The sequence below is a fragment of the Klebsiella ornithinolytica NBRC 105727 = ATCC 31898 genome, from assembly GCF_001598295.1.
In the GTDB taxonomy this organism is placed as follows: domain Bacteria; phylum Pseudomonadota; class Gammaproteobacteria; order Enterobacterales; family Enterobacteriaceae; genus Klebsiella; species Klebsiella ornithinolytica.
Map to the genome: position 1 here is coordinate 17763 of NZ_BCYR01000002.1, position 18038 is coordinate 35800.

Consider the following 18038-nt stretch of genomic DNA (forward strand, 5'->3'; position numbering starts at 1 on the left):
CACAATGGCTAACCAACAAAAATGGAAAGTATTTTTCCTGCTGTTCGTCACCATGTTCCTTCTTGGCGGCATACAGAACACCAAAGGTCTGATACTTGAGCAGGTCCAGCACGATATCAATCTCAACATGGGTCAGATAGGCACACTGATCATGTTCTTCCAGATAGGCTTTCTGGTCGCCAGTCTGCTCACCGGCTACTTTACCGATAAAAAAGGGCTGAAGATCATGATGCTGATTGGCTCGCTGATGATGGCCGTTGGTCTGGTCGGCACCAGCCTGGCATTCAGCGTGCTGCTGTTTTTCGGCTTCTATTTGATTGTCGGCCTGGGCATCGGCTCGATGCTGGTCTCCATCATTACCGTTATCCCGACCTTCTACAAAGAAAAAGCCGGCATGATGTTCAACGTTTCCAACGCCATGTTCGGCGTGGGGATGATCGCCACTCCGCTGATTTTACAGCAGCTTTTCTCTCATCATGTCTCATGGCGCCTGTTCTATGTCGGGATTGCCATTATTGTTGCGATTATCATTCTGGTCCTCAGCAGCCTGAAGCTGGAAAAAGCGCAGGGGATGGACATGCAGCTCTCTGATTTTGTCCATATCCTTGGCCAGAGACGCCTGATGCTGGTGATTGGCTTTATCCTGTTCTACGTCGCCGCCGAAGCCGCTTTCCTGAACTTTTTCCCGATATTCTACAGCTCGCTGGATATTGCTGGCGCGTCTGCGGAAGACAAGATGGTGACGGCCGCCTATGTCATATCCAGTTTTGCCATGCTATTCACCGTCGGCCGCTTTATCGGCGGGTTTATCAACCTGAAGCTGGGCGACCGCAAAACCTTAATCCTGTTTTCTCTGTTCTCGCTGATTGCCATTATTGCCAGCCGCTACTTTGCCAGCCAATTTGTCTACCTGTTTATGGTGTTTGGTTTCGCTATGTCGGTGCTGTTCCCTACGGCCTCCGCCGTGGCGACGAAGCTCACCGATAAAAGCGGCTCGACCATGGGATTGATTTACGTCGCCTCAGGAATGGGGGGAGCCTTTGCTGGCTGGCTGATAGGCCAGGTATCCCAGATGTATGGCGTCTCGCTGGGCTTCAACTTGATTATCGCTTTTGTGGCGATCTTCTTTGTACTGACTTTGTTTGTTAAAGAGAACCCGCAAAACTAAGCGAGCTCCTCCGGCATAGCCTTCTGCTATGCCGGGTATTTGACACAACGGCTGAATCTGAGCCCCCCAGCCAATACTCTCGCGTATAGGTGGTATGGTTTTTTGCCGCAATCGTCAGCTCCGTCCGCACCTCTGACGCAAATTCATCGCCCGGGTTTTCCTCTAACCAGCGGCGCATGGTGAGCCATTTAGCCACCTATCCTTGCTGATATTACCTGCTAATTAATAACAAAAAGTTTAATTTTATTTCCCGCCACGCTGACTATAGTTGAGACAAATTCACTTGCTAATTAAGGTCACCGAACGTGAAGTCACTTATCGCATCCATTATTTCATTGCTGAGTTTCAGCACGCTTGCCGCACCAGAAGGGACATTAAGCGTACATATTCTCAACCAGCAGACCGGGCTGCCTTCTCAGGGGGTACAGGTTGAACTCGATAAGCAGCAAGGCAGTAGTTGGCAGCATATCGCTAGCGGTAAAACGGACGCTGATGGCCGTATCAAGACACTCTATCCGCGGGCAGATAATATGGAGCCGGGAATCTATAAAGTGACATTTAAAACGGGAGAGTATTTTAAAATTAATAATATGAGCACCTTCTTCCCCGTCATTCCAGTTATTTTTAATGTAACGAAACAGAACCAAAAGCTGCATATCCCGCTGTTGTTAAGCCAGTATGGCTACTCCACCTATCGCGGCAGCTAATTGTATTGGGTCACGCTAGAATTGCCGTGTTGAAACAGAAGATAGCGGGAGTGTGTATAGCGTCGTGAATTTCTGGGCTCACCTGCCTTGTGCGACGCTGCCAGCATTAGCATCACCCTGAATAAAGCCAGCTAAAATGATCACTCACTCTTGGGGAATGAGAGCAAACGATGAAAACGACCAAACCCCGACTGAATACGCCGATCGATAATCTGGCCTCCTGATTGGCGAGAATAGCCTGCTGACGCCTACAGCACGTGAGGGGCTGGTTCTTACGCTCACGGCCATGAGCGTCTAAAAGTCCGGGTCAGCATAAAAAGCGCGTCTCCGGCAACCAGTCAGCCGCCGGCAGAGAAAAAGAAGCGCACACTCGCCTGCCGTTAAGCCGGCACTTCCTGATGAAATCCCGCCCCACTATCAGCCTGGACGCTGGCACGATGGAGCCATTCCCATGCTGCGGCGCCAGACTCCCGGCGCCTGGCCATACTGGCGCTTGAAGCTGCGATTGAAGGATTGCTGGGAGTCAAAACCCAACGCGATGGCCACGTTGAGGATCGGTTCGTCGCTACGGGTTAAGCGCTCAAGCGATTTTTGCAGCTTCCGGGCGCGGATGTATTCGCCAATGGGATGACCGGTATGCTCTTTGAATATCCGCTGAAGATGCCATTTTGAATAGCCTGCCCGCCTGGAGACCGTGTCAATATCGAGGCGGCTTTCAAGGTTATTATCAATCCAGTCAAGTAAATCATGTATAAAAGCGCCAGTGTTCATGTCGGGTTCCCCTGGGCTGTTAATAAAAGTATCTTTATCTAATACATTTAAAAGTGACCTGCTTTTGCATAAATTGCAAGTTTTATTGTTACATTAAAATCCCTGCCTGAAATGTGTCTTTTCCGCTCAACGGAAACAGCACATAAAGTGCAACAATTATTCTTGCACTTAGTTAAGCGCCTTCCTACAATCGCCGCGATAGTGTATTCGCAACTGTTACAGTTTTGTGGCGATGAACGACACAAATGGCCTTAAGCCAGACCGGACATAGGAAGTCGCGCAGCGCCCTTCGCTGCGTCTTGCCCGGCGGCAACAATTACCGGAATAAGAATAATGAGCCTGCAAAAAACCTGGGTTAACTTTTATCTGCGCGGACTGGGGAGCGCGGTCATCGCCATGCTGCTTGCCAGCTGCGATAACAGCGCGGCGCAAAACGCCGCCCCGCAAGCCCCTGCCGTCAGCGCCGCTGACGTGGTGGTGAAATCCATTAGCCAGTGGGACAGCTTTAACGGCCGAATTGAAGCGGTAGAAAGCGTTCAGCTCCGTCCACGCGTCTCCGGCTACATTGAAAAAGTGAACTACACCGACGGCCAGGAAGTGAAAAAGGGCGAGGTGCTATTCACTATTGATGACAGAACCTATCGCGCCGCCCTCGAGCAGGCGCAGGCAACGCTGGCACGAGCCAAAACACAGGCCAGCCTGGCGCGCAGCGAGGCCAGTCGTACCGATAAATTAATCCACACCAACGTGGTATCCCGCGAAGAGTGGGAGCAGCGTCGTTCGGCCGCAACCCAGGCGCAAGCCGACATCCAGGCCGCGCAGGCAGCCGTTGATGCCGCTCAGCTTAACCTTGACTTCACCAAAGTGACCGCCCCTATCGATGGCCGCGCCAGCCGCGCGCTGATCACCAGCGGTAATCTCGTGACCGCAGGTGACAGCGCCAGCGTGCTGACAACGGTGGTCTCGCAGAAGACGGTCTACGTCTATTTTGATGTCGACGAATCGACCTACCTTCACTATCAAAACCTCGCCCGTAGCGGCCAGGGGGCGGCCAGCAATCATCTTGCGCTGCCGGTTGAAATTGGTCTTGTCGGTGAGGACGGCTACCCCCATCAGGGGAAAGTGGATTTCCTTGATAATCAGCTAACGCCGAGCACCGGTACTATCCGAATGCGCGCGCTGCTGGATAACACCCAGCGTCAGTTCATACCGGGCCTGTTTGCCCGCGTGCGCCTGCCGGGCAGCGCCGAATTCCAGGCCACGCTGATCGACGACAAAGCGGTCCTGACCGATCAGGATCGGAAATACGTCTATATCGTTGATAAAGATGGTAAAGCGCAGCGCCGTGATATCAAGCCAGGTCGCCTGGCCGCCGGTTTACGCATCGTCCAGCAGGGGCTGAATCCTGGCGATAAAGTCATCGTCGAGGGTTTACAAAAAGTGTTTATGCCCGGGATGCCGGTTAACGCGAAAACCGTGGCGATGACCACCCGCACTGCCCTCAACTGATCCCTTACCAGAGAATCCGACGCATGGACTTTTCCCGCTTTTTTATCGACAGGCCAATTTTCGCCGCGGTGCTGTCGATTTTGATTTTTATTACCGGGCTCATCGCCATTCCGCTGCTGCCGGTCAGCGAATACCCTGACGTCGTACCGCCGAGTGTGCAGGTACGCGCGGAGTATCCGGGCGCCAACCCGAAAGTGATCGCTGAGACCGTGGCGACGCCGCTGGAAGAAGCGCTCAACGGCGTCGAAAACATGATGTACATGAAGTCCGTCGCCGGCTCCGACGGCGTACTGGTTACCACCGTCACCTTCCGTCCTGGCACCGACCCCGATCAGGCGCAGGTTCAGGTACAAAACCGGGTATCACAGGCCGAAGCGCGTCTGCCGGAAGATGTACGCCGTCTGGGGATCACCACCCAGAAACAGTCGCCGACGCTCACCCTGGTGGTGCATCTGTTTTCGCCCAACGGAAAATACGATTCGCTGTATATGCGTAACTACGCCACCTTAAAAGTGAAGGACGAACTGGCGCGCCTGCCCGGCGTCGGCCAAATCCAGATTTTCGGTGCCGGCGAATACGCCATGCGAATCTGGCTGGATCCGAATAAGGTGGCCGCACGTGGGTTGACCGCCTCCGATGTGGTGACGGCGATGCAGGAGCAAAACGTGCAGGTGTCCGCCGGGCAGCTTGGCGCCGAGCCACTGCCGAAAGAGAGCGACTTCCTGATCTCGATTAACGCCCAGGGGCGTCTGCACACGGAAGAAGAGTTCGGCAATATCATTCTCAAAACGGCCCAGGATGGTTCGCTGGTACGTCTGCGCGACGTTGCACGCATCGAAATGGGGTCGGGCAGCTACGCGCTACGTTCCCAGCTTAACAATAAAGATGCGGTCGGGATCGGCATCTTCCAGTCGCCGGGGGCCAACGCCATTGATTTGTCGAATGCGGTACGCGCCAAAATGGACGAACTGTCCACGCGTTTCCCGGAAGACATGAAGTGGGCCGCCCCTTACGACCCCACCGTTTTTGTGCGCGACTCTATTCGCGCGGTGGTGCAAACCCTGCTCGAAGCGGTAGTGCTGGTGGTACTGGTGGTGATCCTGTTCCTGCAAACCTGGCGCGCATCGATTATTCCATTGATTGCCGTACCGGTCTCGGTGGTGGGGACGTTCGGTATTCTCTATCTGCTTGGCTTCTCGCTTAACACCCTGAGCCTGTTCGGTCTGGTTCTCGCCATTGGGATCGTGGTGGACGACGCGATTGTGGTGGTGGAAAACGTCGAGCGCAATATCGAGGAGGGGCTCGCCCCTCTGCAGGCGGCGCACCAGGCGATGCGTGAAGTTTCCGGGCCGATTATCGCCATCGCCCTGGTGCTGTGCGCGGTGTTCGTACCGATGGCCTTCCTCTCCGGCGTAACCGGGCAGTTCTATAAACAGTTTGCGGTGACGATCGCGATTTCGACGGTGATCTCGGCCATCAACTCGCTGACCCTCTCCCCGGCGCTGGCGGCCCTGCTGCTGAAGCCGCACGGCGCGCCAAGAGATCTCCCGACCCGGCTTATCGATCGCCTGTTCGGCTGGCTGTTCCGCCCGTTTAACCGCTTTTTCCATCGCAGCTCGCACGGTTACCAGGGGCTGGTTGGCAAAACGCTCGGACGACGTGGCGCCGTGTTTATTGTTTACCTGCTGCTGCTCGGCGCCGCCGGGGTGATGTTTAAAGCCGTGCCGGGCGGGTTTATTCCCACCCAGGACAAGCTCTACCTGATTGGCGGCGTGAAAATGCCGGAAGGTTCTTCGCTGGCCCGCACCGACGCGGTCATCCGTAAAATGAGCGAAATCGGGATGAACACTGAAGGCGTGGATTATGCGGTGGCGTTTCCAGGACTTAACGCGCTGCAATTCACCAATACGCCGAACACCGGTACGGTATTTTTTGGCCTGAAGCCGTTCGATCAGCGTAAACATTCTGCGGCGGAAATTAACGCCGAGATCAATGCCAAAATCGCGCAAATCCAGGAAGGCTTTGGCTTCTCAATCCTGCCGCCGCCGATTCTCGGCCTCGGCCAGGGGTCCGGTTACTCGCTGTATATTCAGGATCGAGGGGGCTTAGGCTACGGTGCGCTACAAACGGCGGTGAATACCCTGTCCGGGGCAATCATGCAAACGCCGGGAATGCACTTCCCTATTTCAACCTACCAGGCAAACGTACCGCAGCTGGATGTGCAGGTCGATCGCGACAAGGCGAAAGCGCAGGGGGTATCGCTGACCAATCTGTTCGGTACGCTGCAGACCTACCTGGGCTCATCTTATGTGAACGACTTTAACCAGTTCGGCCGAACCTGGCGCGTCATGGCGCAGGCCGACGGGCCGTTCCGCGACAGCGTGGAGGATATTGCCAATCTGCGCACCCGGAATAACCAGGGTGAAATGGTGCCGATCGGCAGTATGGTCAATATCAGCACGACCTACGGGCCGGATCCGGTGATCCGCTACAACGGCTATCCGGCGGCGGATCTGATCGGCGACGCCGATCCTCGGGTACTCTCTTCCGCTCAGGCGATGACCAAACTGGCCGCGATGTCCGGCCAGCTGCTGCCGAATGGTATGAACATCGAATGGACGGATCTGAGCTTCCAGCAGGCCACCCAGGGCAACACGGCGCTGATTGTCTTCCCGGTGGCGGTACTTCTGGCGTTCCTGGTGCTGGCGGCGCTGTATGAAAGCTGGACGCTGCCGCTGGCGGTGATCCTCATTGTTCCGATGACTCTGCTCTCCGCCCTGTTCGGCGTCTGGCTCACCGGCGGCGATAATAACGTCTTCGTGCAAGTTGGACTGGTGGTGTTGATGGGGCTGGCTTGTAAAAACGCCATCCTGATCGTTGAGTTTGCTCGCGAGCTGGAAATTCAGGGGAAAGGGATCATGGAAGCCGCGCTGGAAGCCTGCCGCCTGCGTCTGCGTCCAATCGTGATGACCTCCATCGCCTTTATTGCCGGAACAATTCCGCTGATCCTCGGCCACGGAGCGGGCGCAGAAGTGCGCGGCGTCACCGGGATTACGGTGTTCTCCGGGATGCTCGGCGTGACGCTGTTTGGTCTGTTCCTGACGCCGGTGTTCTACGTCACGCTGCGTAAGCTGGTCACACGCGGTAAACCGGCGCTGGAAGCGCAGCCTGAATAGGTCACAACAAAAAAACCGCCTTCTGGATGAAGGCGGAGACGGGTGACAAATCTGTTTTGAACACTGTGCGCGCGTTTTGCCGGGTGGCGGCTGACGCCTGACCCGGCCTACGAAATCCGTAATATCAGACGATGAGATAATCTCTGTTGGTCAACAAAACCCGTAATATCAGACGATGAGATAATCTCTGCTGGCCAACAAAACCCGCACTATCAAACGATGAGATAATCTCTGTAGGCCCGCGCAAGCGAAGCGCCGCCGGGCAATGTAGGAAGCTCGTTTATTATCAATAACCTATGCCTTCTGAGTGAAGGCATTTTTTGTGCTGACGGCAGGATTAATGCGTTTTTTTATACAGGCTATCCAGTTCTGGCAGCAGCTCGCAGCCGCTGGTATCGCCTTTTTTGACCTTTTCCAGCGCGCTTGCCACGGTATGGCGAGCTAACACATCCAGCGAAGCCTGCTCTGCTTCGTCGGCGATAGACTTGAAGTACCAGCAGGCGTTGGCGCTGACCACGCAGCGGGCCGGCACATCGGGCCGCGACGCCCACAGCTTTTTATCTTCAATCACCGACACGTAGATATCGCGCAGGGTGATGCTCTCCGCCGGGCGACCAAGGTGGATGGAACCGTTGCGTCCCAGCGTGGAGACAATAATACCGTCACGGGTGAGCGGCACCATTAATTTGCGGATAAAGCTCGGGTTGGCTTCCAGGCCGTAGGCCAGAATCGCACTCGTCGAACGTTGACCCAACTGCTCCGCCATCGCTACGCTGAGAACCATCTGCAAAGCTGTCGGGAAGCGATAATCTAACATTTTATCTTCCTGGGTTGCGGTGAATCTTGTTCTTTTTGGCACCGCAGAGGTGAATAAGCAATGAACAACAATATAACAAATACGGTCATTTTTTTGAAGCAATCTGCGCGCGACCCGTTGCGTAAAAGACACTTTCCGCACCACACACATCGCCATCCAGGGTATTTAACCGCCCACGTTTACCGCTAAAGACGATCCCAGTCCGGCAGCTTGTTGGCACGCTTACGCCAGGCATTAAATAGTGCCATCAAAAAGCCGAATAAGCCTCCGGCGGTCACGCTGGCAAACAGCGCGTCAAGGGCGCTATAGCCTTCACTTTGCCAGGTGCTAAACCACATAAAAACGCCCCATAAACAGCCAAACCAGGCGGCGAAGAACAGCATATTGCGCCAGAACGGGGCAAACGGCGGCGGCGGCATTTTACCGCCGAGTTTCCAGAAAAGACGCAGCAGCGGAGGCGCATAGTTGCTCCGCCACATCTTTTTCTCTTCCATCAGCGCAATCGCTTTTTTCTTCTTCTCTTCAAATGCCATCGTTCAGCTCCTTCCTCTGGAGATAAATAATGCCTGTTAAGGGTGTTCAATATTCAGCCACAGACCCGAAAAAACAGCAATACTCAACATTTGCCTTGCTGCGCTCCGGAGGGCCAGACTGTCACCGCCCTCAATAATTCCACTTCGGCCTGGCCACCGTATTCTTCTTCAGTAAATTGCGGAACTCTTTCAGATAGGGCTCGTTGCTGCGCCCGCGTTTGCAGATCGCCGAAAACGGCGACTGGAAGCCAAATTCGTTAGGCAGCAGCACCCGCAGCCGGTTCTCCTTGATCCACGGCCAGGCATAATGCTCAGGGAGATAGCCGATATATTTTCCTGAAAGAATCAGCAGCAGCTGCGCATCGACGGTTTCCACGGTGGCGCTGCCTTTACTGAAACCGCGCCGCCGCAGGTCGCTGGTATTCCAGTAGCTACGGGTCACCAGCGGACACTGGCTGATGTGGTCTTTATCGAGCTGGCGGCTGAAAAACATCGGATGAAGATCGCTGCAGTAGAGCCAGTGCTGCTCGCGATAGAGCGGCTCGCTGATAATGTTATGCACCTGGGAGTTGTAGCTGCCGATCGCCAGATCGATATGGTTGTTCAGCACGCCGTTCAGCTGCTCCGCCGGGGTGCGGATAATCAGCTTGATATGCACATGGGGAAACTTATCGCTGAAGCTACGCAGCACCACCGGCAGCGACAGCGCGGTTTCAGTTTCAATCGAGTCCAGCGTTGAAATACAAATCGTGCCGCTGTGCTCGCCTTTTAGCAGCGCCGACTGGCGCTCCAGCTCGTTCAGCTCGCTCAGCACCCGAATCGCCTGCTGTAAAAACTGCTGCCCTTTCTCGGTCAGGGCGAAGCCTCCGCGCCCGCGCTGGCACAGGCTGAACCCCAGCTGCCCTTCCAGCTGAGACATCGCGTTGCTGATCGCCGACACGGAAATCCCCAGCTCCTGCTGGGCTCTGCTATAGCTTTCCAGGCGCGCCACCGCCTCAAAAACCTGCAGCTGCCGAATGTTGAGACTGCCGTCGTTGAGCATACTTAGTTCACCAATAAATGAACTAAGTATTTACGGCAGACGATGTAAAGTCCAGCCCATCTTTCGCACTATCTCCCTGTCGAGTATTTGTGTGTCAGATTCAGGAGCTGAAATGGATAACGTCTTTCATCAACCGCAGGGTGGCAACGAGATGCCACGTTTTGGCGGCCGCGCAACGATGATGCGCTTGCCGTTTATTGAAGATTTACAGGGACTTGATGCGGCTTTCGTCGGCATCCCGTTAGACATCGGTACCTCTCAGCGATCCGGCACCCGCTACGGGCCGCGCTATATCCGCACCGAATCGGTGATGATTCGCCCCTATAACATGGCAACCGGCGCGGCGCCTTTCGAATCGCTGTCGGTGGCCGACATTGGCGACGTACCGATAAATACCTACAGCCTGCTCAAATCGGTGCAGATCATCGAGGATTACTACACCGGTTTAAATAGTTTCCCGCTGATCCCGCTGACCCTTGGCGGTGACCACACCATCACCCTGCCAATCCTGCGCGCCCTGACTAAAAAACATGGCCCGGTTGGCCTGATTCATGTCGATGCGCATACCGATACCAACGATGAAATGTTTGGGGAAAAAATCGCCCACGGCACCACCTTCCGCCGCGCCGTTGAAGAGGGGCTGCTGGACCTCAAACGGGTGGTGCAGATTGGTCAGCGTGCCCAGGGTTACGCCGCCGGCGACTTCCAGTGGGGCGTCGACCAGGGCTTTCGCCTGGTACAGGCGGAGCAGTGCTGGCACAAATCCCTCGCCCCGCTGATGGCCGAAGTCCGCCAGCAGATGGGCGACGGTCCGGTCTATCTCAGTTTCGATATCGACAGTCTCGATCCCATCTGGGCGCCCGGTACCGGCACGCCGGAAGTCGGCGGCCTGACATCGATTCAGGCGCTGGAAATCGTTCGCGGCTGCCGCGGCCTGAACCTGATTGGCGGCGATCTGGTCGAGGTCTCTCCGCCCTACGACGTGAGTGGCAACACCTCCCAGCTGGCGGCAAACCTGCTGTACGAAATGCTCTGCGTCCTGCCCGGCGTGAAATACCCATAGAGGATTCGGCTCATGCAACTCACGGTTTTTCGTACGCTTTGGGGGGTCACCACCCCGTGGCAGCAAACGGTTAGCGAGCTGAAAAGCGTCGGCTGCGGCGGCATCGAAGCACGCGTACCGCTGATCCCGGAAGAGCAGCAGACGCTGGCCCGACTCCTGCAGGAATCGGCGCTGGAATATATCGCTATCGTATTCAGCGGCGGCGGCGTGATCCCCGCTCAGGCCGACACGCCCCGGCAGCATCTTGAACGCCTGAAAGGTCGTTTTGATGACGCCAAAGCGCTGAACCCTCGCTTCGTTAATCTGCTGGCCGGCAACGACCGCTGGCCGCTGGCGCAGCAGGTGGATTTTCTTGGCCAGGCCCACGAGCTGGCGGCGGCGTATGAGCTGACCTGCAGCTTTGAAACCCATCGCGCCACCTCGCTGTATAGCCCGTGGCTGACTCTCGAGATTATCCAGCAGCTGCCTGAGCTGCGGTTTACCGCCGATATCAGCCACTGGATTGTGGTGAGTGAACGTCTGCTGGATGACCCCTGCGATGATTTCAGCGCGTTTATCGACCGCGTGCACCACATTCAGGCCCGCGCTGGTTATGACCAGGGGCCGCAGGTGCCCCATCCGGCCGCGCCGGAATATCGGGCTGCGCTGCAGTTTCAACAGCGCTTCTGGCAGCAAATCTGGCACTCGCAGCGCCGGCGTGGGTATCAGCACACCACGCTGACACCCGAGTTTGGCCCCGACGGCTATCTGCATCACCTGCCGTTCACCAACGTCCCGGTGGCCGACCTGTGGTCGCTGAATGCGTGGATGGCGAAACATCAACAGCAGCATTTCGCCGAGTTTTTATCGCTAACCGAAAAGGATCTGTCGTAATGAGCGTCGCAAAAAGTTCTTTCACTGAGTTACCGACCATCGATATCAGCGATCTGGCCAGCGACAGTCTGGCAAAGCGCCAGGCCGTCGCCGACACCATCGGCAAAGCGGCGCGGGAGGTCGGTTTTTTCTATATCACCGGCCACGGCATTGCCCCTGAACTGATCGCCGGCATCCGCGCGGCGGCAAAAGCGCTCTTCGCCCTGCCGATGGAGCAAAAGATGCAGTACTACATCGGCCATTCCCGCAGCCATAAAGGCTACGTCCCCGAAGGCGAAGAGATTTACGGCTCCGGCAAACCGGACCATAAAGAGGCGTTCGATATTGGCTTCCAGGCGGCGGACGACCATCCGTTTGTGCTGGCCGGCACGCCGCTGATTGGTGCCAACGAGTGGCCGGAACTGGCGGAATTTCAATCCCGGGTGCTGGCCTACTATGACGCGGTTTTCGCCCTTGGCCATCGCCTGTTTGACGCCTTCGCCCTCGCCCTTGGCCTGCCGGAAGGATATTTCAAGGCGATGGTGACCTGCCCGCCGTCGAAGCTGCGCCTGATCCACTATCCCTTTGACGCCAGCGCCGAGGATGTTCCCGGTATTGGTGCACACACCGATTACGAGTGCTTCACCCTGCTGCTCGCCGACCAGCCGGGCCTGGAAGTCCTGAACGAAGAAAGCGTCTGGATCGATGCGCCGCCGGCGAAGAGCGCCGCCGGAGAAGAGGCTTTCGTGATCAATATCGGTGACATGCTGGAAGTATTAAGCGCTGGCACATTTGTTGCTACAGCTCACCGTGTTCGCAAGGTGCCGCAGGAACGCTACTCCTTCCCGCTGTTTTTCGCCTGCGACTACCACACGCTGATTCGGCCGCTGCCCAATTTTTTAGCCGCCGGGGAAGCCAGCGACTACCAGGAATTAAGCATTGGCGAGCATATGTGGAGCCAGGCGCTGCAAACCTATCGCTACCTGCGTGAGAAAGTCACCCGCGGCGAGCTGCAGCTTCCGGAGCGCGCGCGCGGCACCAACACCTTTGGTCACCTGAAGAAACAAGCACAGCAAAAAACCGTTAATAACCCGTGAGGATACATGATGAAAAAAACGCTTAAGTCGCTCTCGCGCCGTGTGGCTTTGGGCATCGCCGTCGCCGCTTGCTTTTCTCCGCTGACCCAGGCCGCAGAACTGCTGACCGATGGTGTCTTTAAAGTCGGCATGGAGGTCACCTATCCGCCGTTTGAATCCTATGACAGCAACAACAACATCGTTGGCCTCGATCCGGAGTTTGCCGCGCTGATTGCCGAACAGCTCAACGCGAAGCCACAGCTGATCGATACCAAATTCACCAGCCTGATTTTAGGCATCGGCAAGAAATACGACGCGGTGATATCCGGGATGTACGTCACGCCTGAGCGCCTGAAACAGGCCGATGCGATCCCTTACGCCCTCTCCGGCGCGTCGATTATCGCCCTGAAGAGCAGCGCGATTCAGCCCAAAACGGAAGACGAGCTCTGCGGCGTCAAGGTGGGCCTGCAGCAGGGCACCACCTGGGTCACCAGCCTGAAGAATCACTCGGACGAGTATTGCCTGAAGAACGGTAAACCGGCCATCAGCATCCAGGAGTTCCCGACCGCGCCGGAAGCCTCGCAGGCCCTGCTGTCGAAAAACATTAACGCGCAGTTAGAAATCGCCCCGGCGGCGCAAATCATTGTCGATAAAAGTCGTGGACGGCTGGCTATCAGCTCCACGCGGCTGGTCTACCCGTTGCCTCTGGGGATTTACGTTGCGAAGGGAAATAGCGAACTGGTGACTGCCATTAAATCAACATTAACCACCTTAAAAGCCAACGGCAAATATGACGCCATTATCAAGAAATACAATTTAGAGCGCATCGATTAAATACAATAAAGCACACGAGCAACAGGAGTCGGTATGGAGTTCGATTGGGGATACTTTTTCTCATTATTTAGCGTTGGGGCATTCTGGCAGGCGTGTATCACCGTCATCGTCGTCAGTTCATTGTCCTGGTTTATTGGCCTGGTATTAGGATTTTTATTAGCCTGCGCGAAGCTCTCAGGTCCGCGCTGGCTAAAGGTTCCCGTCGAACTCTATATTTGGTTTTTTCGCAGCGTGCCGTTAATGGTGCTGCTGGTCTTTGTCTATAACCTGCCGCAGCTCTTTCCGGTTACGCAGCCGCTGCTCGGTATTCCGTTTATTGCCGGATTAGTGTCGATGACCGTTACCGAAGCAGCGTATATGGCGGAAATCCATCGCGGCGGATTAATGTCAGTGGCGAAAGGACAAAGTGAAGCCGGTCACGCATTAAGTTTCAGCTTTATTGGCATTCAGCGCTTAATTATTATTCCGCAGGCGTTTCGTATTTCGTTACCCACCCTGATTAATGAATACATCACGATTATTAAGCTCAGCTCAATATTATCGGTTATTTCACTTCCGGAGCTGCTGCTCACCGGACAGCGCCTGTATGCGCAAAACTTCCTCGTCATGGAGACGCTGCTGGCGGTCGCGGTCTACTACGTCATGGTGGTAACGGTCTTCACCTGGCTGTTCCGGGCGCTGGAAAATGTACTGGATATTCAGCAAAAGCGCCCGCAGACCTTCAATGACGCCGAGTGTGACGCCCTGCGTCAGTCGCTGAAGGCGCCGCAGCATACGGCGAAAGCCGAACCCACCAGCGGTAACCCGCCGGCGCTCGATCTGCGCGCGATCGAGAAATCCTGGGGCCAGCATCAGGTCCTGAAAGGTATCGATCTGAAAGTCGAAAACGGTCAGGTCATCAGCATCATCGGGCCGTCGGGGTCCGGCAAAACCACCCTTATCCGCACCATTAACGCGCTGGAAAGCATCGATGCCGGGGAGATCGTGCTCTATGGCGAAGATTACCTTAAGGGGGCGGCAATCGTGGATAAGCCGCAGATGCGCGCCGGCGTGCGGCGTATCGGCATGGTTTTCCAGAGTTTCAACCTGTTCCCTCACCGCACGGTGCTCGATAACGTCATGCTCGCCCCGCTGTATCACAAGCTGGTTGAGCAGCGGGTGGCCAGAGAGCAGGCCCTCTATCTGCTGGATCGCGTCGGCCTGCTGGCCCATGCCGAAAAATACCCCTGGCAGCTCTCCGGCGGCCAGCAGCAGCGCGTCGCCATCGCCAGAGCGCTGGCTTTAAAACCGGACATCATGCTGTTTGACGAACCCACCTCCGCGCTGGATCCCGAACTGGTGGGGGAAGTGCTGAAGGTGATTCAGTCTCTTGCCCGTGAAGGGATGACGATGCTGATCGTCACCCATGAGATGGACTTCGCTTTATCCATCTCTGACCGGGTGGTGATGATGGAAAACGGCGTCGTGGCGAGCGATGTGCCTCCACAGCGCATCCGCAACGGCGCGGAAGATCCGGCGCTGAGCCGCATACGTGAATTTATGGGAGTGCAATAAATGACGACTGAACGTGAACTACGCCAGGATCTGGCTGCCGCCTACCGGCTTGCGGCGCTGTTTGGCTGGGAAGATACGCTTTACACCCACTTTTCCGTGCGCCTGCCGGGCGACGGCGAACCGCGGTTTCTGATTAACCCGTTCGGCATGATGTTCGATGAGGTGACGGCCAGTAATCTCATCGTCGTCGATATGCAGGGAAAGGTCGTAGAGGGCCACGCTCCGGCCAACTCGGCCGGCTTTACCATCCACAGCGCGGTGCATATGGCGCGGGAAGATGCGCATTGCGTCATCCATACCCATACGCTGCCGGGCATGGCGGTCGCCGCCTGCCAGCAGGGATTGTTACAGCTTAACCAGATCAGCACCGAGTTTTATCAGCGCGTCGGCTATCACCCGTATGAGGGCGTGGCGTTTGACCTCGACGAACGCGAACGTATTCAGCGCTCGCTGGGGGATCATATCGCCATGATTCTGCAAAGCCACGGCCTGCTGTCGGTCGGGCGTACCGTCGCCGACGCGTTTTACATCATGTACTACCTCAACCGCGCCTGCGAAATTCAAATGGCCAGCGCCCAGCTCGCTCCGCTCAGCGCCATCCACACCATTCCTGCCCACCTGAGCCAGCATGCCTGCGAACAGCTGATGGGCGTGGAACATGAGCGCCAGCTGGTCTGGCAGGCGTGGTTGCGCCGCCTGAACCGTCTCGACACTTCTTACAAAGACTAACGCCTATGCCAAACCTGACTATCGTTGTCGATTGCAATGACCAGAACTATGCCCGCGAGATTTGCGAGGCGCTGCGGCTGTTCCCGGACGTGACCGCGGTCTTGCCCGAACATCCGGCGGCACGCACCGCGGAATATGCCAGCTGCTGGTTTCCCGATACCAGCCTGCTGACGCGTTCGCCGGCATTAAAATTAATCCAGGCCGCATCGGCCGGGGTAGACCATCTCCCCGATAACCTGTTCGCCAGCTCTGTTCCGCTCTGCCGGGTGGTGGATGAGGATTTCCGTCACGGGATGTTCGAGTACGCGCTATGGGGCGTGCTGTGGTTTCAGCGCAGCTTCGACCGCGCGCTGGCGCATCAACGCCAGAGGGTCTGGAAGATCTATCCGCAGCGGGCCGCCAGCGATTTTCGCATTGGCGTTATGGGACTTGGCGAAATCGGCGGTTATATCGCCACCCGCCTCGCCGGGCTGGGGTATCACGTTTCTGGCTGGGCGCGCAGCGAGAAACAACTCCCCGGCGTCCGGTGCTATCACGGCGATGCGCAGGCCGGTGAATTTTTTGCTGAGCTGGATGCGCTGATCAACGTTCTGCCGCTCACCGAACAGACTCGCGGTATTCTCGCCCGGCCGCTGCTCGATCGGCTTCCCGCAGGCGCGGTACTCATCAACTGCGGGCGCGGCGAACATATGGTGAATCACGATATTCTGCAGGCGCTGGATAGCGGCCGGCTGGCGGGCGCGGTACTGGATGTCTTCCCCGTTGAACCCCTGCCGCAGGACGACCCGCTCTGGCTGCATCCGCAGGTGGTCATCACCCCACATATGGCCTCGATCGCGCCGGCGGAGGTGATTGCCCGCCAGCTGCTGGAGAACATTCACCGCCAGCAGCGTGCGCTGCCGCTGAACAATCTGGTGGATAAACAGCGGGGTTATTGAGCCTTTACTCAGGCGATCCCCGGCCTGCGCCCTCATCAGCTGCTACGCTTAATGGTCTGTCTGACAACACATAAGGCCAGAGTTATGAAGATTGATCTTTCGGGGAAAGTTGCGCTGGTGACCGCATCCACGGCCGGAATTGGCTTTGCTGTCGCCAAAGGGCTGGCGGCCAGCGGCGCGGAGGTGGTGGTCAACGGGCGCAGCGAGCGTAGCGTCAACGAGGCCATCGCTCGCCTGCAAAACGAGGTACCCGGCGCCAGGCCGCGCGCTGCCGTTGCCGACCTCAGCGGTGGCGAAGGGGTCGCGCAGCTCCTGCAGGCGGTAAACGGCGTCGATATTCTGGTCAATAACGCCGGGATTTATGGCCCGCTGGACTTCTACGACACCGACGATGCCATCTGGGAAAACTACTGGCAGACCAACGTTATGTCCGGCGTAAGGCTGTCGCGTGCGCTGCTGCCGGCGATGGTGCAAAAAGGCTGGGGCCGGGTGGTGTTTATCTCCTCGGAGTCGGCGCGCAACATTCCGGCGGACATGATTCACTATGGTGTGACCAAAACCGCTCAGCTGTCGCTGGCGCGCGGGCTGGCGAAATTTGTAGCCGGTAGCGGCGTGACGGTGAACAGCGTGTTGCCCGGCCCGACGATTTCCGATGGCTTTGCCGAAATGATGAAAGACGAGGTAGCGAAAACCGGTAAACCGCTGGACCAGCTCGCCAAAGAGTTTGTGATGACCCATCGCCCCAGCTCGGTGATCCAGCGGGCGGCATCGGTTGATGAAGTGGCTAATATGGTGGTGTACGTCTGCTCAACTCAGGCCTCCGCCACCTCCGGCGCGGCGCTGCGCGTCGATGGCGGCGTGGTAGATGATATTGTCTGACCGCTTAGCGCCCGCCCGCTGACTAGCGGCCGGGCTTTTTGGCCGGATCGTTAACCGACGTCATTTCGAACTGACCTTCAGGGTCCATGGCGTTGACCGCCTTTTGCAGTTCCGCAAGGGCAAACTTGAGGGAAGCCACCTCCTCCCGTAGCGCCTGCATCTCCTGCTCTTGCGTGGTGCTGCGGCTGGTTTTTGGAAAGGCTTCAAACACATCCTCTTCAAGGAACATACGAACCTGGCGGTTATCAACATTCACCAGCTGATACTTCAGCCGGCCGCTGTTGATCGCGTTATAGATAGTCTTGCGACTGACCATCGCTAACTCTATGACGTCGCTGATTCGTAACATCTTTCCCCTCTCCGCTTCCGGCCTCACCGTCTGGCGCCCAT

General features: G+C 56.7%; 17 protein-coding genes and 1 pseudogene. 12 read left to right on the forward strand and 6 right to left on the reverse strand.

The window, feature by feature from the left end:
• Positions 1-4 precede the first annotated feature (4 nt).
• On the forward strand, positions 5-1168 hold the full coding sequence (locus ROR01S_RS04070) for an MFS transporter (protein WP_004866618.1): 1164 nt from the start codon (positions 5-7) through the stop codon (positions 1166-1168).
• Here ROR01S_RS04070 and ROR01S_RS27450 read toward each other — a convergent pair.
• Positions 1146-1361, reverse strand: a pseudogene (locus ROR01S_RS27450) (hypothetical protein); the annotation flags it as partial. The gene ROR01S_RS04070 and the pseudogene ROR01S_RS27450 overlap by 23 nt on opposite strands.
• A 112-nt stretch (positions 1362-1473) precedes the next feature.
• Here ROR01S_RS27450 and uraH point away from each other — a divergent pair.
• Positions 1474-1875, forward strand: a complete 402-nt coding sequence (gene uraH / locus ROR01S_RS04075) for a hydroxyisourate hydrolase (RefSeq protein ID WP_064359140.1) — start codon at positions 1474-1476, stop codon at positions 1873-1875.
• A gap of 417 nt (positions 1876-2292) precedes the next feature.
• Here uraH and ROR01S_RS04080 read toward each other — a convergent pair whose 3' ends face one another.
• On the reverse strand, positions 2293-2646 hold the full coding sequence (locus ROR01S_RS04080; protein ID WP_004866624.1) for a helix-turn-helix domain-containing protein: 354 nt from the start codon (positions 2644-2646) through the stop codon (positions 2293-2295).
• A gap of 333 nt (positions 2647-2979) precedes the next feature.
• Between ROR01S_RS04080 and oqxA the strand changes: the two genes are divergently transcribed.
• Positions 2980-4155, forward strand: coding sequence for a multidrug efflux RND transporter periplasmic adaptor subunit OqxA (gene oqxA / locus ROR01S_RS04085; protein ID WP_015585913.1), 1176 nt, complete (start codon positions 2980-2982; stop codon positions 4153-4155).
• A 23-nt stretch (positions 4156-4178) separates the two neighbouring features.
• Positions 4179-7331 carry a multidrug efflux RND transporter permease subunit OqxB gene (gene oqxB, locus ROR01S_RS04090; protein ID WP_064359141.1) on the forward strand — a complete coding sequence of 1051 codons (3153 nt, stop codon included), beginning with the start codon at positions 4179-4181 and terminating at the stop codon, positions 7329-7331.
• 337 nt (positions 7332-7668) lie between these two features.
• Here oqxB and oqxR read toward each other — a convergent pair whose 3' ends face one another.
• The 3 genes from oqxR to ROR01S_RS04105 form a co-directional block, all read right to left on the reverse strand.
• Complete coding sequence (oqxR, locus tag ROR01S_RS04095) at positions 7669-8148, reverse strand: efflux pump transcriptional repressor OqxR (RefSeq protein ID WP_004866631.1); 480 nt, start codon at positions 8146-8148, stop codon at positions 7669-7671.
• Between the two features lie 185 nt (positions 8149-8333).
• The gene (locus ROR01S_RS04100; RefSeq protein WP_064359142.1) at positions 8334-8681 is read right to left on the reverse strand and encodes a DUF6404 family protein; all 348 of its coding nucleotides are present in this window, start codon (positions 8679-8681) and stop codon (positions 8334-8336) included.
• Positions 8682-8811: 130 nt separating this feature from the next.
• Positions 8812-9723, reverse strand: coding sequence for a LysR family transcriptional regulator (locus ROR01S_RS04105; RefSeq protein WP_004866636.1), 912 nt, complete (start codon positions 9721-9723; stop codon positions 8812-8814).
• 112 nt (positions 9724-9835) lie between these two features.
• Between ROR01S_RS04105 and speB the strand changes: the two genes are divergently transcribed.
• From speB to ROR01S_RS04145, 8 genes are all read left to right on the forward strand, one after another.
• Positions 9836-10786, forward strand: coding sequence for an agmatinase (gene speB / locus ROR01S_RS04110; RefSeq protein ID WP_004866639.1), 951 nt, complete (start codon positions 9836-9838; stop codon positions 10784-10786).
• Positions 10787-10798: 12 nt separating this feature from the next.
• On the forward strand, positions 10799-11659 hold the full coding sequence (locus ROR01S_RS04115) for a sugar phosphate isomerase/epimerase family protein (protein ID WP_064359143.1): 861 nt from the start codon (positions 10799-10801) through the stop codon (positions 11657-11659).
• Positions 11659-12735: an isopenicillin N synthase family dioxygenase gene (locus ROR01S_RS04120; protein ID WP_015585910.1), complete on the forward strand. Its 1077-nt coding sequence runs from the start codon at positions 11659-11661 to the stop codon at positions 12733-12735. The genes ROR01S_RS04115 and ROR01S_RS04120 overlap by 1 nt, the downstream gene beginning before the upstream one ends.
• A 9-nt stretch (positions 12736-12744) precedes the next feature.
• Complete coding sequence (locus tag ROR01S_RS04125) at positions 12745-13548, forward strand: ABC transporter substrate-binding protein (RefSeq protein ID WP_004866650.1); 804 nt, start codon at positions 12745-12747, stop codon at positions 13546-13548.
• A gap of 33 nt (positions 13549-13581) precedes the next feature.
• Complete coding sequence (locus ROR01S_RS04130) at positions 13582-15102, forward strand: amino acid ABC transporter permease/ATP-binding protein (RefSeq protein ID WP_004866653.1); 1521 nt, start codon at positions 13582-13584, stop codon at positions 15100-15102.
• Entirely contained in the window at positions 15103-15831 is a 729-nt protein-coding gene (locus tag ROR01S_RS04135) for a class II aldolase/adducin family protein (protein ID WP_004866655.1), read from the forward strand.
• 5 nt (positions 15832-15836) lie between these two features.
• Complete coding sequence (locus ROR01S_RS04140; protein WP_004866658.1) at positions 15837-16769, forward strand: 2-hydroxyacid dehydrogenase; 933 nt, start codon at positions 15837-15839, stop codon at positions 16767-16769.
• An 84-nt stretch (positions 16770-16853) separates the two neighbouring features.
• Positions 16854-17648: an SDR family NAD(P)-dependent oxidoreductase gene (locus tag ROR01S_RS04145; protein WP_064359144.1), complete on the forward strand. Its 795-nt coding sequence runs from the start codon at positions 16854-16856 to the stop codon at positions 17646-17648.
• A 22-nt stretch (positions 17649-17670) separates the two neighbouring features.
• Here the strand turns inward: ROR01S_RS04145 and ROR01S_RS04150 are convergent, their stop codons facing one another.
• Positions 17671-17997 (reverse strand): helix-turn-helix domain-containing protein, encoded by a 327-nt coding sequence (locus ROR01S_RS04150; RefSeq protein ID WP_004866665.1) that lies wholly within the window; start codon positions 17995-17997, stop codon positions 17671-17673.
• Positions 17998-18038: the final 41 nt, after the last annotated feature.

Bases quoted from the DNA above. Each gene is read 5' to 3' on its own strand.
- ROR01S_RS04100 (WP_064359142.1), bottom strand. From the start codon at position 8,681: ATGGCATTTGAAGAGAAGAAGAAAAAAGCGATTGCGCTGATGGAAGAG.
- ROR01S_RS04120 (WP_015585910.1), top strand. From the start codon at position 11,659: ATGAGCGTCGCAAAAAGTTCTTTCACTGAGTTACCGACCATCGATATC.
- ROR01S_RS04150 (WP_004866665.1), bottom strand. From the start codon at position 17,997: ATGTTACGAATCAGCGACGTCATAGAGTTAGCGATGGTCAGTCGCAAG.
- ROR01S_RS04080 (WP_004866624.1), bottom strand. From the start codon at position 2,646: ATGAACACTGGCGCTTTTATACATGATTTACTTGACTGGATTGATAAT.
- oqxA (WP_015585913.1), top strand. From the start codon at position 2,980: ATGAGCCTGCAAAAAACCTGGGTTAACTTTTATCTGCGCGGACTGGGG.
- ROR01S_RS04130 (WP_004866653.1), top strand. From the start codon at position 13,582: ATGGAGTTCGATTGGGGATACTTTTTCTCATTATTTAGCGTTGGGGCA.
- ROR01S_RS04070 (WP_004866618.1), top strand. From the start codon at position 5: ATGGCTAACCAACAAAAATGGAAAGTATTTTTCCTGCTGTTCGTCACC.
- oqxB (WP_064359141.1), top strand. From the start codon at position 4,179: ATGGACTTTTCCCGCTTTTTTATCGACAGGCCAATTTTCGCCGCGGTG.
- oqxR (WP_004866631.1), bottom strand. From the start codon at position 8,148: ATGTTAGATTATCGCTTCCCGACAGCTTTGCAGATGGTTCTCAGCGTA.
- ROR01S_RS04135 (WP_004866655.1), top strand. From the start codon at position 15,103: ATGACGACTGAACGTGAACTACGCCAGGATCTGGCTGCCGCCTACCGG.
- ROR01S_RS04140 (WP_004866658.1), top strand. From the start codon at position 15,837: ATGCCAAACCTGACTATCGTTGTCGATTGCAATGACCAGAACTATGCC.
- speB (WP_004866639.1), top strand. From the start codon at position 9,836: ATGGATAACGTCTTTCATCAACCGCAGGGTGGCAACGAGATGCCACGT.
- ROR01S_RS04105 (WP_004866636.1), bottom strand. From the start codon at position 9,723: ATGCTCAACGACGGCAGTCTCAACATTCGGCAGCTGCAGGTTTTTGAG.
- ROR01S_RS04115 (WP_064359143.1), top strand. From the start codon at position 10,799: ATGCAACTCACGGTTTTTCGTACGCTTTGGGGGGTCACCACCCCGTGG.
- ROR01S_RS04145 (WP_064359144.1), top strand. From the start codon at position 16,854: ATGAAGATTGATCTTTCGGGGAAAGTTGCGCTGGTGACCGCATCCACG.
- ROR01S_RS04125 (WP_004866650.1), top strand. From the start codon at position 12,745: ATGAAAAAAACGCTTAAGTCGCTCTCGCGCCGTGTGGCTTTGGGCATC.